Here is a 13,638-nt window from a genome sequence, read left to right on the forward strand (position 1 = left end):
TGCGAGCGAAAATCCTGGGCGATCCCGCATCGTTGATTGCATCGGACTTTCGTAAGATAGACAATAGTCTCCACGATGCGAAAGCACGAAGAAGTCCACCAGCAAATGTGAGTCGGCGCCGCGGCGTACGGCGCACCTCAGGGAAGAGGAATCATGGCCAATCCCGGTCCCGGCAACTCGATCACACTGCGCATCGACGCCCCCTCCAACTTCAGCGTCACCAGCGAGCTCGCCGCTGCCGCGGCATCCGCCGGCGCTGCGATCACCGCGCTCGACGTGGTGGAATCGCACCCCACCTCGATCGTCGTCGACCTCACCTGCAACACCATCGATGACGAGCACGCGACGCGCATCCGCGACGCCGTCGAGGCGCTCGAGGGCGTGCACGTGCGCCAGGTCAGCGACCGCACCTTCCTCATGCACCTCGGTGGCAAGCTCGAGGTCGTGCCCAGCGTGCCGCTGCGCAATCGCGACGACCTCTCGCGCGCCTACACCCCGGGTGTCGCCCGCGTCTGCATGGCGATCGCCGAAGACAAGAGCAAGGCACGCAACCTCACCGTCAAGCGCAACACCATCGCCGTGGTCACCGACGGCACCGCCGTGCTCGGTCTCGGCGACATCGGGCCCGAGGCTGCTCTGCCGGTGATGGAGGGCAAGGCTGCGCTGTTCAAGCAGTTCGCCAACGTCGACGCGTGGCCGGTCTGCCTCGACACGAAGGACACCGAGGAGATCATCAAGATCGTCAAGGCGATCGCTCCGGTCTACGGCGGCGTGAACCTCGAGGACATCGCGGCCCCCCGCTGCTTCGAGATCGAGGCGCGTCTGCGTGAAGAGCTCGACATCCCCGTCTTCCACGACGACCAGCACGGCACGGCCATCGTCACCCTGGCCGCCCTCGTCAACGCGCTCAAGGTCGTGAAGAAGAAGATCGAGGACGTGCGCATCGTCGTGTCCGGCGTCGGCGCTGCCGGCAACGCGATCATCCAGCTGCTGCTCGCCGAGGGCGCGAACGAGATCGTGGCCTGCGGTCGCGACGGAGCCATCGTCGCCGGCGTCGAGTACGCCGACGCGCACCGCCGCGAGATCGCCGCGACCACCAACCCGCGCGGCTTCCAGGGCAGCCTCAAGGAGGCCATGGTCGATGCCGACGTCTTCATCGGCGTGAGCGCGCCCAACGTGCTCGACGAGAACGACATCGCGAACATGGCCGACGACGCGATCGTCTTCGCGATGGCCAACCCGACTCCCGAGGTCGACCCGGTCGTGGCATCCAAGCACGCCGCGATCGTCGCCACCGGCCGCAGCGACTTCCCGAACCAGATCAACAACGTCCTGGCTTTCCCCGGCGTCTTCCGCGGCCTGCTCGACGCGGGCGTGTCCGACATCACCGCACCTATGCTGGTCGCGTCGGCCTACGCCATCGCGTCGCGCGTCGAAGAGGATGAGCTCAACGCGAGCTTCATCATCCCGAGCGTGTTCGACCCGCTGGTCGCCGGTGCTGTCGCAGACGCGATCGTGCGGGCCGTCGAGTCCGCCGCCGCGGGCAAGTCCGCCGCAGAGAAGGAGTGAGCCGGGTGTCAGCCAACACGTCCCTGCGCGAGGACGACTTCGCAGACATCGACGAGCGCCTCGCGCAGACCGACGCTCTTCTCTCCGGCTCGTACCCGGGCGATGACGGCAGCCGGCAGCCCGTGCACACCCTGTACGTGCCGGCGGACCGCTTCGACCGCGACCTGCCCGCACGCTTCGGCGCCGACGCCATCGCGGCCGTCGAGGCGGCCGGCGGCACCGCCGCGCTGGCCGAGTCGGTCGGGCTGGGTCATCTCGCCGACCAGCTCGCGCCGCTGGTGGATGCCAAGCTGCGCCGCGAGCCCATCGAAGACCTCCGCCTCGACTTCGAGGACGGCTACGGCACCCGCGACGACGACGAGGAGGACGCCGACGCGATCCTCGCCGCCGAGCGCGTCGCCGAGGCCGTCGCCGCAGGCTCGGCGACGCCGTTCATCGGCATCCGGTTCAAGTGCTTTGAGGCGCCGACCAGGCGCCGCGGCATCCGCACCCTCGACCGTTTCATCACCACCCTCGCCGCCGCAGGAGACCTGCCGGACGGGCTCGTCCTCACGCTGCCGAAGGTCACCACCGTGGCGCAGGTCGAGGCGATGGTCGCGCTCTGCGAGCGCTTCGAGGAGCGCCTCGGTCTGGCATCCGGGCGTCTGCGCTTCGAGGTGCAGATGGAGACGCCGCAGCTGATCGTCGCCGCCGACGGCACCATCCCGGTCGCGACGCTGCTGCACCGCGCCGAGGGACGCGTCTCGGCCCTGCACTACGGCACATACGACTACAGCGCCTCGCTGCAGATCGCCGCCGCGTACCAGTCGATGGAGCATCCCGCCGCCGACTACGCCAAGCAGGTCATGCAGGTCGCGGTCGCCGAGACCGGCGTGCGTCTGTCGGACGGGTCGACCAACGTCATCCCGGTCGGCGAGAAGGCGCCGGATGCCTGGAAGCTGCACGCCCGCCTGGTGCGGCGCTCACTGGAGCGCGGCTACTACCAGGGCTGGGATCTGCACGCCAACCAGCTGCCCACCCGGTACCTGGCGACCTACGCGTTCTACCGCGAGGGGTTCGAGGCCGCCGCCCGACGTCTCGACAACTACCTGCACGGCAGCGACGCGACGATCATGGACGAGCCCGCCACCGCGCGCGCCCTCGCCCGCTTCGTCGTGCGCGGCCTGGAGTGCGGCGCGCTCACCGAAGACGAGGTGCGCTCGTCGACCGGCGCCTCGCCCGCCGAGCTGACGCGGCTCGCGCATCCCAAACTCGCCACCAAGGAGGACAACTCATGAGCGCCCGCACCTACTACACCCCGGCAGGCGGGCTCCCGCCGCAGAGCGACCTGCTCACCGACCGGGCGGTCGTGAAGCTCGCCTACACGTTCATCCCCAAGGGCGTGCTGCGCGACATCGTCACCAGCTCGCTGCCCGGCTTCACGGACACCAGGGCGTGGATCCTCGCCCGCCCGACACCGAGCTCGGCGCAGACCTTCTCGCAGCTGATCGTCGAGATCGCCCCGGGCGGTGGAGCAGCGAAGCCGGAGCTCGAGGCCGGCGTCGAAGGCGTCGTGTTCGTCACGACTGGCAGGCTCACCCTCACGCTCGAGGGTGAGACGCACGTGCTCGAGGCGGGCGGCTACGCCTTCCTCGCCCCCGGGGCGACGTGGTCGCTGAAGAACGAGGGCGACGAGGTCACCAGCTTCCACTGGATCCGCAAGGCCTACGAGTGGCTCGAGGGCGTCGACGCACCTGCATCCTTCGTCACGAGCGACGCCGAGGTCGAGCCGGTCTCGATGCCCGACACGGACGATGTGTGGTCGACGACCCGCTTCACCGACGCGAGCGACATGGCGCACGACATGCAGGTGAACATCGTCACCTTCAAGCCGGGCGGCTCGATCCCGTTCGCCGAGACGCACATCATGGAGCACGGTCTGTTCGTGCTGCAGGGCAAGGCTGTCTACCGGCTCAACGACGACTGGGTGGAGTGCGAGGCCGGCGACTACATGCTGCTGCGCGCGTTCTGCCCGCAGGCCTGCTATGCCGGCGGTCCCGAGGACTTCCGCTACCTGCTGTATAAGGACATGAACCGTCAGATCTCGCTGACCTGAGCGGTCTGGCCGAGAAGGCGCCGTCCCTGCAGAGGGGCGGCGCCTTTCGTATCGTGCGAGAGAGTATTCCGGGTCAGTTCCCCGCGCCGCCGAAGAATGCGTATGTCGCGACCGCGACGACGAGAACGCCGACGCTGATCGAAGTCCAGACCCAGCCCCACCTGGACGTGTCCTGCGGCGCAAGGTCCCGAAAAGCAGGACCGAGCGGGCTGTCGTTGACGCCAGGCATCTGGCCGAACTCTAGGTGCAGAGGCTCTTCAGGATCTTTATTCAAAGAACCCCTCCTCTACCAGGGGAAGATCAATGGAAACACTGCGTCGCGCCTCCGGTTGAGACTGACGTGACTCACCAGATGGGATAGTCAAGCTACCTCGAATCGGATTTGCGGTGTTGACGGCCACAGAGCTCGACAAAGACACCAGTCCAGCTTCCCCGGCGTTGCGCTTCGTAATTCCGCCCGCTGGCGAAAATGCTACCTGAATGCTTTGCTCGTGGCTCGCGCTCAATGCGTGCAATGAAACTCTGCGCTCGTTGGCTACCAGGGTGGGGTTGCAGCTCGAGGCCACATAATCTCCTTGGGCAACGAATATGCAGTCGAAGCTATTGTTGGTTCCCGTCCAAAGCTCACCGCCATCGGTGTGCCCGTAACTGGTGAGCGCAAAGTCTCCTGCTCTGCCCGTGCGCAAATCTCGGGCGGTGATTTGGGCAACCGAGGGAACGTCCGTGGGATCTTCCGTGAGAAGACTTTGCGACTCGGTCTTGGCGGTGCCGCTCAGCTGTGCGTAGAGCAGCCAGGCCTTAACTGCGGTCTTATCGCCCGGTGCATAGAGGTTGTAGAGAAACTTCGCCTCTGTCTTCCCCCATCCTCGAGGCCCGTTCTGCGTCGCGATGCTGTCGCCGGAACTGGAGTATCCGTTGAACCAAACGGTGGTTTTCGAGGTATAACCATCGGCTTTTGGGATATGCGCCGTAATTCCGGTGCGGGAGAGATTCCCAGCAGCTACGGTTTCCGTGTAGGTGGTTCCGTCCGGAGCGATGGTTTTGTTCATCCAGACCTACGTTGCGGATGACGCGGACAGCGCGCCGCCTAGCACGATGCTTGATGTGAGGAACGTGGTAGCAAGGCCGCGACCGAACTGCTTTTTCTTCAATTTCCCCCCTAGGACTTTGAGTCGCCCCGCGCTGAACTGGATCTCAGCTCGTGGAGAGTGTTCTTCTGAGGGATGATCTCGCGCAACGGTGGCTACGTCAAGAAATGTTTCATCCAGATCTCAGACAAGTCGGGGCGAGGAAGATGGGAAACGCCGGACAGGCGAGGCTCTCGCCGGCGATCCTCACCCCCTGACGCGCGAGCCCATTCCGGATGCCGGAATCCCGGACGCCCTTCGTTGACACGTCTCTCACCCCGGCCTAGCCTTCCATTACTAGAAACTTGTCTTCCGCAATACGAAACCAAGGACGATCATGAGCTACACCGTCAACGCGTCGATCCTGCTGACCGACCTTCCCGTCAACGAGCGTCCCGCCGCCGCCAAGGCTGCCGGCTTCGACGCCGTCGAGTTCTGGTGGCCCTTCTCCTCTGCTGTCCCCGAGCAGCAGGAGGTCGACACGTTCGTCGCCGCCATCGAGGACGCGGGGGTGCAGCTCACCGGCCTCAACTTCTTCGCCGGCGACATGCCCGCCGGCGACCGCGGACTGGTGTCGTGGGTCGGACGCGAGGGCGAGTTCCGCGACAACGTCGACGTCGTCGTCGGCATCGGCGAGCGCACCGGCACCAAGGCGTTCAACGCCCTCTACGGCCTCCGCCAGGACGGCGCCGACGAGAAGGCTCAGGACGACCTCGCGGTCGAGAACCTGGCGATCGCCGGGAAGGCTGTCGCCCGCCTCGGCGGCATCGTGCTGCTCGAGCCGGTCTCTGGTGCCGACGCCTACCCGGTGAAGACCGCGGCCGACGCGCTCGAGATCATCGCCCGCGTCAAGGCCGAGCACGGCGTCGACAACGTGCGCCTGCTCGCGGACTTCTACCACCTCGCCGTCAACGGCGACGACGTGGCGGCTGTGATCGCCGAGCACGCCGGCGAATTCGGTCACATCCAGATCGCCGACGCCCCCGGTCGTGGCGAGCCCGGCTCCGGCGAGCTGCCGCTTGCCGACTGGATCGAGGCGGCGCGCGCCGGCGGCTACGACGGCGCCATCGGCCTCGAGTACAAGGCCACCCAGGACGACCCGTTCGCCTGGACCAAGAACTGACATCCCACTTCCGCGAAGGAGCGACGACATGACCAGCATCACCATCATCGGTCTCGGCATCATGGGCCTGCCCATGGCGAAGAACCTCGTCAAGGCCGGCTACACCGTCACCGGCGTCAACCGCAGCCCCGAGGCTGTGCAGAAGCTCGTCGATGCGGGTGGCAACGGCGCCGCAAGCATCGCCGAGGGCGTCAAGGACGCCGACGTGATCATCACGATGGTGCCCGACTCCCCGGATGTCGCCGGCGTCGTGCAGGGCCCCGAGGGTGTGTTCGCCAACGCGAAGAAGGGCGCCCTCTGGATCGACAACTCCTCCATCCGCCCCGACGTCGCCAAGGAGCTGGCCGAGGAGGCCGTCGCCGCAGGTCTCGGCGCCGTGGATGCTCCGGTCTCCGGTGGCGAGCAGGGCGCCATCGACGGCGTGCTCTCGATCATGACCGGCGGGTCTCCGGAGGACTTCGCGAAGGCGGAGCCCATCCTGCAGGCCATCGGCAAGACCATCGTGCACGTGGGCCCCGCCGGTGCCGGTCAGACCGTCAAGGCGGCCAACCAGCTCATCGTCGCCGTCAACATCCAGGCGCTCAGCGAGGCGATCGTGTTCCTCGAGGCCTACGGCGTCGACACGGACGCGGCCCTCAAGGTGCTCGGCGGCGGTCTCGCCGGCTCCAAGGTCCTCGACCAGAAGGGGCAGAAGATGCTCGACCGCGACTTCGCCCCCGGCTTCCGCCTGGCCCTGCACAACAAGGACCTCGGCATCGTCACCGCCGCAGCCCGCGGCGCCGGCGTCACCGTGCCTCTCGGCTCGGCCGTCGCCCAGCTCGTCACCTCGCTCGTCGCCCGCGGCGACGGCGGCCTCGACCACTCCGGCCTCTTCAAGCTCACCGCTGAGCTCTCCGGCCGCGACAAGAACTAAGGACAGAACATCATGACCCGCATGCGTGCAGTGGACGCCATCGTCCAGATCCTGATCAAGGAGGGCGCCGACGAGGCGTTCGGCCTTCCCGGCGCCGCCATCAACCCCCTGTACTCCGCGATGCGCGCCGGCGGCGGCATCCGGCACACCCTCGCCCGCCACGTCGAGGGCGCGTCGCACATGGCCGACGGCTACAGCCGCACCGGCGACGGACGCATCGGCGTCTGCCTCGGCACGTCGGGCCCCGCCGGCACCGACATGATCACCGGTCTGTACGCGGCGATCGCCGACAGCATCCCGATGCTGTGCATCACCGGCCAGGCGCCGGTGGCGAAGCTCGACAAGGAGGACTTCCAGGCCGTCGACATCGCGTCGATCGCGAAGCCGGTGACGAAGTTCGCCAAGACCGTGCTCGAGGGCGCGCAGGTTCCCGGCGTGTTCCAGAGCGCCTTCCAGATCATGCGCTCGGGCCGCCCCGGCCCCGTGCTGATCGACCTGCCGTTCGACGTGCAGATGACCGAGATCGAGTTCGACATCGACACGTACGAGCCGCTGCCGGTCGCCAAGCCCGTCGCGACCCGCGCGCAGGCCGAGAAGGTGCTCGACATGCTCACCGCGTCGAAGCACCCGGTGATCGTCGCCGGCGGCGGCATCGTCAACTCGGGCGCATCCGACAAGCTCGTCGAGCTGGCCGAGACCCTCGGCGTGCCGGTCGTCCCCACCCTGATGGGCTGGGGCGCCATCGCCGACGACCACCCGCTGGCCGCAGGCCTGGTCGGCATCCAGACCTCGCAGCGCTACGGCAACGCGAGCTTCCTCGAGAGCGACTTCGTGCTCGGCATCGGCAACCGGTGGGCGAACCGCCACACCGGTGGCCTCGACACATACCGCAAGGGCCGCACCTTCGTGCACGTCGACATCGAGCCGACCCAGATCGGCCGCGTGTTCGCCCCCGACTACGGGGTGGTCTCCGACGCCGGCGCGTTCATGGACGTCCTGCTCGATGCCGCGCGCGACCGCGTCGCCGAGCTGCCCGACTACAACACCTGGGCGGAGGAGTGCCGCGACCGCAAGGCGCGCCTGCAGCGCAAGACCAACTTCGACAACGTGCCCATGAAGCCGCACCGCGTCTACCAGGAGATGCTGACGGCGTTCGACCGCGACACCACTTTCGTCACCACGATCGGCCTGTCGCAGATCGCCGGCGCGCAGCTGCTGCACGTCTACGGCCCCCGCAAGTGGATCAACGCCGGCCAGGCCGGCCCCCTGGGCTGGACCGGCCCCGCCGCCCTCGGCGTCGTGCGCGGCAAGCCTGGCGAGCAGGTCGTCGCGCTCTCGGGCGACTACGACTTCCAGTTCATGATCGAAGAGCTCGCCGTGGGCGCGCAGCACAAGCTGCCGTACATCCACGTCGTGGTCAACAACAGCTACCTGGGCCTGATCCGTCAGTCGCAGCGCGGCTTCGAGATGGACTACGAGGTCTCGCTCGCGTTCGACAACGTGAACACCCCGCTCGATCCCGACAGCGTCGCGAGCGGCTACGGCGTGGACCACGTCAAGGTCGCCGAGGGTCTGGGCTGCAAGGCGATCCGTGTGGAGCGCCCCGAAGAGCTCGCCGCCGGTTTCGCCGAGGCAGCGCGCCTGCGCGACGAGTTCCAGGTTCCCGTGGTGGTCGAGGTCATCCTCGAGCGCGTCACGAACATCGCGATGGGTGCCGACCTCGACACCATGAACGAGTTCGAGGACCTAGCCGCGTCGCCCGCCGACGCCCCCGAGGCGATCTACGCCCTGCTCGACTGATCGACATGCGCATCCTCATCGCCTCTGACAAGTTCAAGGGCTCGGCGACGGGCTCCGAGGTGGCGGCGGCGCTCGCCGACGGCATCCGGGAGATCACTCCGGATGCCGTCGTCGATGCGGCCCCGGTCGCCGACGGCGGCGAGGGCACGGTCGACGCGGCCGTGGCGAGCGGATTCACGCCGGTGACGGTCTCGGTGACCGGCCCCACCGGCCTCCCGGTGGATGCCGTCTTCGCCGTCCGCGATGAGCAGGCGATCATCGAGATGGCTGCGGCCAGCGGACTGGAGGTGCTGCCGGACGGCGAGAAGGATGCCCTCGGCGCGACCAGCCGCGGCACCGGCGAGCTCATCGCCGCGGCGCTCGACCGCGGCGCGACCTCGATCGTGCTCGGTGTGGGCGGCAGCGCGTGCACCGACGGCGGCGCAGGCATGCTGCAGGCGCTGGGCGTGGCACTGCGCACCGAAGACCGACCGGTCCGCCCCGGCGGCGCGGGCCTGACCGATCTGGTCTCGGCCGACATCTCGGGACTCGATCCCCGACTCGCCGGGGTCAGCTTCGTGCTGGCCGCCGACGTCGACAATCCTCTCCTGGGAGACCGGGGGGCCGCCGCGGTCTTCGCACCGCAGAAGGGGGCGAGCGCCGACGATGTCGCCGTCCTCGAGGCGGGCCTCTCGCGGCTCGCGGAGCTCGTCGACGTGCTGCCCGGCGTGCGGGCTTCGGCATCCGCGCCCGGAGCGGGAGCGGCCGGTGGCGTCGGCTATGCCGCGCTGGCGGTGCTCGGCGCCGTGCGCGAACCCGGCATCGACGTCATCCAGCGCCTCACGGGTCTCGAGGCGCGCATCGCCGACGCCGACCTGGTCATCACCGGCGAGGGCAGCCTCGACGATCAGAGCCTGGGCGGCAAGACGCCGTTGGGAGTCTCGGCGGCTGCCGCGAGAGCGGGCAAGCCCGTCGTGGCGGTGTGCGGTCGCACGACCCTGGATGCTGCGCAGGCCGCGTCTGCAGGCTTCGCGAAGGTCTATGCGCTGAGCGACATCGAGCCCGAGCCGGCGAAGAGCATGGCGAACGCCGTGCCGCTGCTGCGCGAGGTCGGTCGCGCGATCGCCGCCGACCTGCCGGAGCTCCTCGCCCGCTGAGCGGCGCGGCTGTTCATCGGCGATCCGGGTGGTCTCATGTGGTCGCCTCGTCGCTCGTGATGCGGCCATTCGGGCCCACTGGGCGCGGCGGCGACGCGGGTGTGGATCGCGGCGGCGACGCGGGTGGTCCCATGTGGTCGCCTCGCCGCGCGTGATGCGACCGTTCGGGCCCACTGGGTGCGGTGGCGACGCCGGCGCGGAGCCGGGCCCCGAACCGGGTGGTCCCGTGTGGTCGCCTCGCTGCGCGTGATGCGGCCGTTCGGCCCCACTCGGCGCAAGGGAGATGTGCGCGATGCGGCCGTTCGGGCCCACTCGACCCCACACATGACGAAGGGGACCGGGTCGCCGGTGGGCGGACCCGATCCCCTTCTCTCGCGCGTGGGTCCTCAGGCCGCCTTCGGGAAGAGGACGCGGAATGCGCGGACGAAGCCATTGCCCTGGTCGGCAGGCAGGTGGAAGTCCGGGTCGATGTTGACGGACGTGTTCTCTGCGGACGGGACGTACCCGCTCGCCTCAATCGGATGTGCGCTCATGTCCCTCTCCGTTCTTGTTTCCATAAAGTGAAAGAATCGTCTTGCTCTATGAAAAGAATAAGCGCAGAGTTGCCGAAGAGTCAATACCCTCTTCGCGCCTGTGACCGCAAGTTGCGCCGACGCGCGGGCGAGTCGTCAGCTCCAGTGTCCCGGATCGGCGAGCACCCGAGAGCTCACCTGCAGCGACCCCGCCGCCACCTCGGCCGTGCAGAACAGCAGCGACATGGTCGGATACCCGTGAACATGGTTGTCGCGCACGATCGCCCGGTCGTCTTCGGGGGAGAGGCGGGCGCTCTCGGCGAGCACCGCGACCCAGCGCTCGTCCCACGCGTCGGCGGAGGGGCTGCCGGCAGTCGCGGCGAACCGCGGCAGCCACGCGTCGATGCGCGCCGTGCGCGGATCGTCGAGGTCGTCGTGCGCGATCATGTGCACGCCCGCGGGCACCGGCGTCTCGCGCAGCTCCGCACCGTCCCACGAGAGCACGCGGGATCCACTCGGGGTCACCTCGAGCAGGTTGAACCCGTGCATCGGCAGCGGCCCCTGTGGCGAGCGGCCCGCGACCGATTCCAGCGCCAGCGATCCGCGTGAGCGCACCGCGTCCTCCGGCAGATCGAGCACGTCAGCGCGGTTCAGCAGCACGGCGAGGCGCCCGGCAGCGGGGGCGGCCGCGAGCCACGCACCGCCGGCGCGGCGGTCGCGGATGCCGATCACACCGGGGTGCACGTCTGGCCACCACTCGCCGAGGTCGTCCCAGGGACGATCCGGATCCTCGTCGCGCACGGCCAGCAGCCGCGCGCCTTCGCCGGGGGAGGGGGCGACATCGATCACGACGGTGCACACGAGCACGAGTCTAGGCGGGCCTCGCTGCCCCATGGCCGGCAGCCAGATGCGCCGAGCCGGACGCCCATGGCCCTGCACCCTGGGGCAGAATCGAACGCGTGAACATCGTCGTCGCCGTCACCGGCGGAATCGCCGCGTACAAGAGCGTGTACCTGGTGCGCCTGCTGATCAAAGCCGGTCACGAGGTCACCGTCGTGCCGACCGAGGACGCGCTGCGCTTCGTCGGCCTGCCCACGTGGGAGGCGATCAGCCGCAGACCCGTGACGACGAGCGTGCACGAGGACGTCGCCCAGGTGCGCCATGTCGCCCTGGGGCAGGCCGCCGACCTCGTGATCGTCGCGCCCGCCACGGCGAACACGATCGCGAAGATGACCGCGGGCCTCGCCGACGACCTGCTCGGCACCACTCTGCTCGCGACGACGGCGCCGGTCGCGATCGCTCCGGCGATGCACACCGAGATGTGGCGCCACCCGGCCACCCAGGCGAACATCGCCACGCTCCGTGAGCGCGGCGTCGCCATCCTCGGCCCAGGCGAGGGCGAGCTGACCGGCGGGGACTCAGGACCGGGACGGATGCTCGAGCCCGAGCAGATCATGGCCGAGGCGCTCGCCCTGATCGATGGCGAACAGCAGCGAGCGGATGAGCAGCAGGATCTCGACGGACTGCGCGTGGCCGTCTCGGCCGGCGGCACCCGTGAGCCCCTCGACCCGGTGCGCTTCCTGGGCAATCGCTCCAGCGGACGCCAGGGCACCGCGCTCGCGCTCGCCGCGGCCGACCGGGGCGCGGACGTGGTGCTCGTCGCGGCGCACGTCGACGGCGCGGTGCTGGCGGATGCCGAGGGGCACCCGCTCATCCGCATCGAGCACGTCGGAACTGCGGCGGAACTCGGCGACGCGATGCGCCGAGCGTCGGAGGAGGCGGCGGTCATCGTGATGGCCGCCGCGGTCGCCGACTACCGCCCGGCCGAGGTGTCCGACCGGAAGCTCACGAAGGAGTCCGGTCCGCTCGAGAACATCGAGCTGGTGCAGAACGAGGACATCGTGGCCCATCTCGCCGCTCGGCGGCATCCCGGCCAGGTGATCGTCGCGTTCGCGGCCGAGACCCCGGCTGACGGCGACGAGCTGCTGGGGCGCGCGCGGCGCAAGCGCGAGCGCAAGGGCGTCGACCTGCTCGTGGTGAACGAGGTCGGCTGGGACCGCGGGTTCGAGTCGGGGGAGAACGCCGTGCACGTCATCGGCGACGGCGGTGCGGTGGTGGCACGGGCATCCGGAACCAAGCGCTCGGTCGCCGACGACGTGTGGGACGTCATCGCCGACATCCTGTCCTGAGGCGCGGCGGTTCAGCCGCCGATGTACGACATCTCGATCCGCTTGCGCTGCGTGCGCAGCGCCGGGGTGAGGCCGGCGCGGATCTCGGAGTAGCGGTCGTCCCGGCCGCCCCAGATGGATGCCATGGCCGCCGCCAGCTCGACGTCGTCGGCGCCTCCGCGCATGAGCGCACGCAGGTCGTGACCCTGCGACGCGAACAGGCAGGTGAACAGCCGGCCCTCTGTCGAGACGCGGGCGCGCGTGCAGGTGCCGCAGAACGCGTTGGTGACGCTGGAGATCACGCCGATCTCACCGCTGCCGTCGGCGTAGCGCCAGCGCTTCGCGGTCTCGCCGTGCACGGTCGGCGCCACCGGCTCGAGGGGGAACACCGCGCCGATGCGCTCGATGATCTCGGCAGACGGCACGACCTCGTCGAGCGACCAGCCGTTGGTGTTGCCGACGTCCATGTACTCGATGAAGCGCAGGGTGTACGGGGTGCCCTTGAAATGCCCGGCCATGCTGAGGATCTCGTCGTCGTTGACCCCGCGCTTGACGACCATGTTGAGCCGGATGGGTCCGAGGCCTGCGGCGTGCGCGGCGTCGATGCCGTCGAGCACCCGGCTCACCGGGAAGCGCACGTCGTTCATGCGCTGGAAGAGTTCGTCGTCGAGCGAGTCGACCGACACCGTCACGCGCTTCAGACCCGCGGCCTTCAGGGCCGGTGCCTTCATCGCGAGGGCGGAGCCGTTGGTGGTCAGGGCCAGGTCGAGCGGCTGACCTTCGGGAGTGCGGATGGCGGCGAGCTGCTCGATGAGCTGCTCGATGCCGCGGCGCAGCAGCGGCTCGCCTCCCGTGAGGCGCAGCTTCTGCACTCCGTGGGCCGCGGCGACGGTGGCGATGCGCGTGATCTCCTCGAAGCTCAGCAGCTCGTCGCGGTCGAGGAACGCGTAGTCGCGCCCGAAGATCTCCTTGGGCATGCAGTACACGCAGCGGAAGTTGCAGCGGTCGGTCACCGAGATGCGCAGGTCACGCAGCGGACGGTCGAGCCGGTCGGTGAGCGCGGCCGACGCATTCGCGGGACGGCCGTCGCCGTCGATGCGCCTGCTCGCCATGATCACGTCCTCTCGCGTTGAAACGCTAGCACCGGATGCCGGGGTGCGGACCCGCTGAAGCCCGTGTCAATTCCCCGCAACGG

General features: G+C 68.9%; 12 protein-coding genes. 8 read left to right on the forward strand and 4 right to left on the reverse strand.

Annotation, left to right across the window (positions count from 1 at the left end):
• The first annotated feature begins 153 nt into the window (after positions 1 to 153).
• From ACIPV2_RS09995 to ACIPV2_RS10005, 3 genes are read left to right on the forward strand one after another with little or no spacing between them, the layout of a single operon-like run.
• Entirely contained in the window at positions 154 to 1,569 is a 1,416-nt protein-coding gene (locus ACIPV2_RS09995) for an NAD-dependent malic enzyme (RefSeq protein WP_400840802.1), read from the forward strand.
• A gap of 5 nt (positions 1,570 to 1,574) precedes the next feature.
• Positions 1,575 to 2,846, forward strand: coding sequence for a DUF6986 family protein (locus ACIPV2_RS10000; protein ID WP_400840804.1), 1,272 nt, complete (start codon positions 1,575 to 1,577; stop codon positions 2,844 to 2,846).
• Positions 2,843 to 3,664, forward strand: coding sequence for a bifunctional allantoicase/(S)-ureidoglycine aminohydrolase (locus tag ACIPV2_RS10005; RefSeq protein WP_400840806.1), 822 nt, complete (start codon positions 2,843 to 2,845; stop codon positions 3,662 to 3,664). The genes ACIPV2_RS10000 and ACIPV2_RS10005 overlap by 4 nt, the downstream gene beginning before the upstream one ends.
• 266 nt (positions 3,665 to 3,930) lie before the next feature.
• On the opposite strand, the gene ACIPV2_RS10010 is transcribed toward ACIPV2_RS10005, so the two are convergent.
• Positions 3,931 to 4,713 carry a hypothetical protein gene (locus ACIPV2_RS10010; protein WP_400840808.1) on the reverse strand — a complete coding sequence of 261 codons (783 nt, stop codon included), beginning with the start codon at positions 4,711 to 4,713 and terminating at the stop codon, positions 3,931 to 3,933.
• 415 nt (positions 4,714 to 5,128) lie between these two features.
• On the opposite strand from ACIPV2_RS10010, the gene ACIPV2_RS10015 reads away from it, so the two are divergent.
• The 4 genes from ACIPV2_RS10015 to ACIPV2_RS10030 are packed head-to-tail and all read left to right on the forward strand — an operon-like array spanning position 5,129 to position 9,763.
• On the forward strand, positions 5,129 to 5,914 hold the full coding sequence (locus ACIPV2_RS10015) for a hydroxypyruvate isomerase family protein (RefSeq protein WP_400840810.1): 786 nt from the start codon (positions 5,129 to 5,131) through the stop codon (positions 5,912 to 5,914).
• A 28-nt stretch (positions 5,915 to 5,942) separates the two neighbouring features.
• Positions 5,943 to 6,827, forward strand: a complete 885-nt coding sequence (locus ACIPV2_RS10020) for a 2-hydroxy-3-oxopropionate reductase (RefSeq protein WP_400840812.1) — start codon at positions 5,943 to 5,945, stop codon at positions 6,825 to 6,827.
• Between the two features lie 12 nt (positions 6,828 to 6,839).
• Positions 6,840 to 8,627, forward strand: a complete 1,788-nt coding sequence (gene gcl / locus ACIPV2_RS10025) for a glyoxylate carboligase (protein WP_400840814.1) — start codon at positions 6,840 to 6,842, stop codon at positions 8,625 to 8,627.
• 5 nt (positions 8,628 to 8,632) lie between these two features.
• Positions 8,633 to 9,763, forward strand: a complete 1,131-nt coding sequence (locus ACIPV2_RS10030; RefSeq protein ID WP_400840816.1) for a glycerate kinase — start codon at positions 8,633 to 8,635, stop codon at positions 9,761 to 9,763.
• A 386-nt stretch (positions 9,764 to 10,149) separates the two neighbouring features.
• On the opposite strand, the gene ACIPV2_RS10035 is transcribed toward ACIPV2_RS10030, so the two are convergent.
• On the reverse strand, positions 10,150 to 10,296 hold the full coding sequence (locus tag ACIPV2_RS10035; RefSeq protein ID WP_400840818.1) for a hypothetical protein: 147 nt from the start codon (positions 10,294 to 10,296) through the stop codon (positions 10,150 to 10,152).
• A 135-nt stretch (positions 10,297 to 10,431) separates the two neighbouring features.
• Entirely contained in the window at positions 10,432 to 11,136 is a 705-nt protein-coding gene (locus tag ACIPV2_RS10040) for an NRDE family protein (protein ID WP_400840820.1), read from the reverse strand.
• A 98-nt stretch (positions 11,137 to 11,234) separates the two neighbouring features.
• On the opposite strand from ACIPV2_RS10040, the gene coaBC reads away from it, so the two are divergent.
• Positions 11,235 to 12,464: a bifunctional phosphopantothenoylcysteine decarboxylase/phosphopantothenate--cysteine ligase CoaBC gene (coaBC, locus tag ACIPV2_RS10045; RefSeq protein WP_400840822.1), complete on the forward strand. Its 1,230-nt coding sequence runs from the start codon at positions 11,235 to 11,237 to the stop codon at positions 12,462 to 12,464.
• An 11-nt stretch (positions 12,465 to 12,475) separates the two neighbouring features.
• Here coaBC and moaA read toward each other — a convergent pair whose 3' ends face one another.
• Positions 12,476 to 13,555: a GTP 3',8-cyclase MoaA gene (gene moaA / locus ACIPV2_RS10050; RefSeq protein WP_400840824.1), complete on the reverse strand. Its 1,080-nt coding sequence runs from the start codon at positions 13,553 to 13,555 to the stop codon at positions 12,476 to 12,478.
• Between the last annotated feature and the right edge of the window lie 83 nt (positions 13,556 to 13,638).

The sequence above is a fragment of the Microbacterium sp. NPDC089987 genome, from assembly GCF_044748505.1.
Taxonomy (GTDB): domain Bacteria; phylum Actinomycetota; class Actinomycetes; order Actinomycetales; family Microbacteriaceae; genus Microbacterium.

Excerpts from the sequence above, each read along its gene's own strand:
- ACIPV2_RS10015 (WP_400840810.1), top strand. The coding sequence starts at position 5,129 with ATGAGCTACACCGTCAACGCGTCGATCCTGCTGACCGACCTTCCCGTC.
- ACIPV2_RS10010 (WP_400840808.1), bottom strand. The coding sequence starts at position 4,713 with ATGAACAAAACCATCGCTCCGGACGGAACCACCTACACGGAAACCGTA.
- ACIPV2_RS10020 (WP_400840812.1), top strand. The coding sequence starts at position 5,943 with ATGACCAGCATCACCATCATCGGTCTCGGCATCATGGGCCTGCCCATG.
- gcl (WP_400840814.1), top strand. The coding sequence starts at position 6,840 with ATGACCCGCATGCGTGCAGTGGACGCCATCGTCCAGATCCTGATCAAG.
- moaA (WP_400840824.1), bottom strand. The coding sequence starts at position 13,555 with ATGGCGAGCAGGCGCATCGACGGCGACGGCCGTCCCGCGAATGCGTCG.
- ACIPV2_RS10005 (WP_400840806.1), top strand. The coding sequence starts at position 2,843 with ATGAGCGCCCGCACCTACTACACCCCGGCAGGCGGGCTCCCGCCGCAG.
- ACIPV2_RS10035 (WP_400840818.1), bottom strand. The coding sequence starts at position 10,296 with ATGAGCGCACATCCGATTGAGGCGAGCGGGTACGTCCCGTCCGCAGAG.
- ACIPV2_RS09995 (WP_400840802.1), top strand. The coding sequence starts at position 154 with ATGGCCAATCCCGGTCCCGGCAACTCGATCACACTGCGCATCGACGCC.
- ACIPV2_RS10030 (WP_400840816.1), top strand. The coding sequence starts at position 8,633 with ATGCGCATCCTCATCGCCTCTGACAAGTTCAAGGGCTCGGCGACGGGC.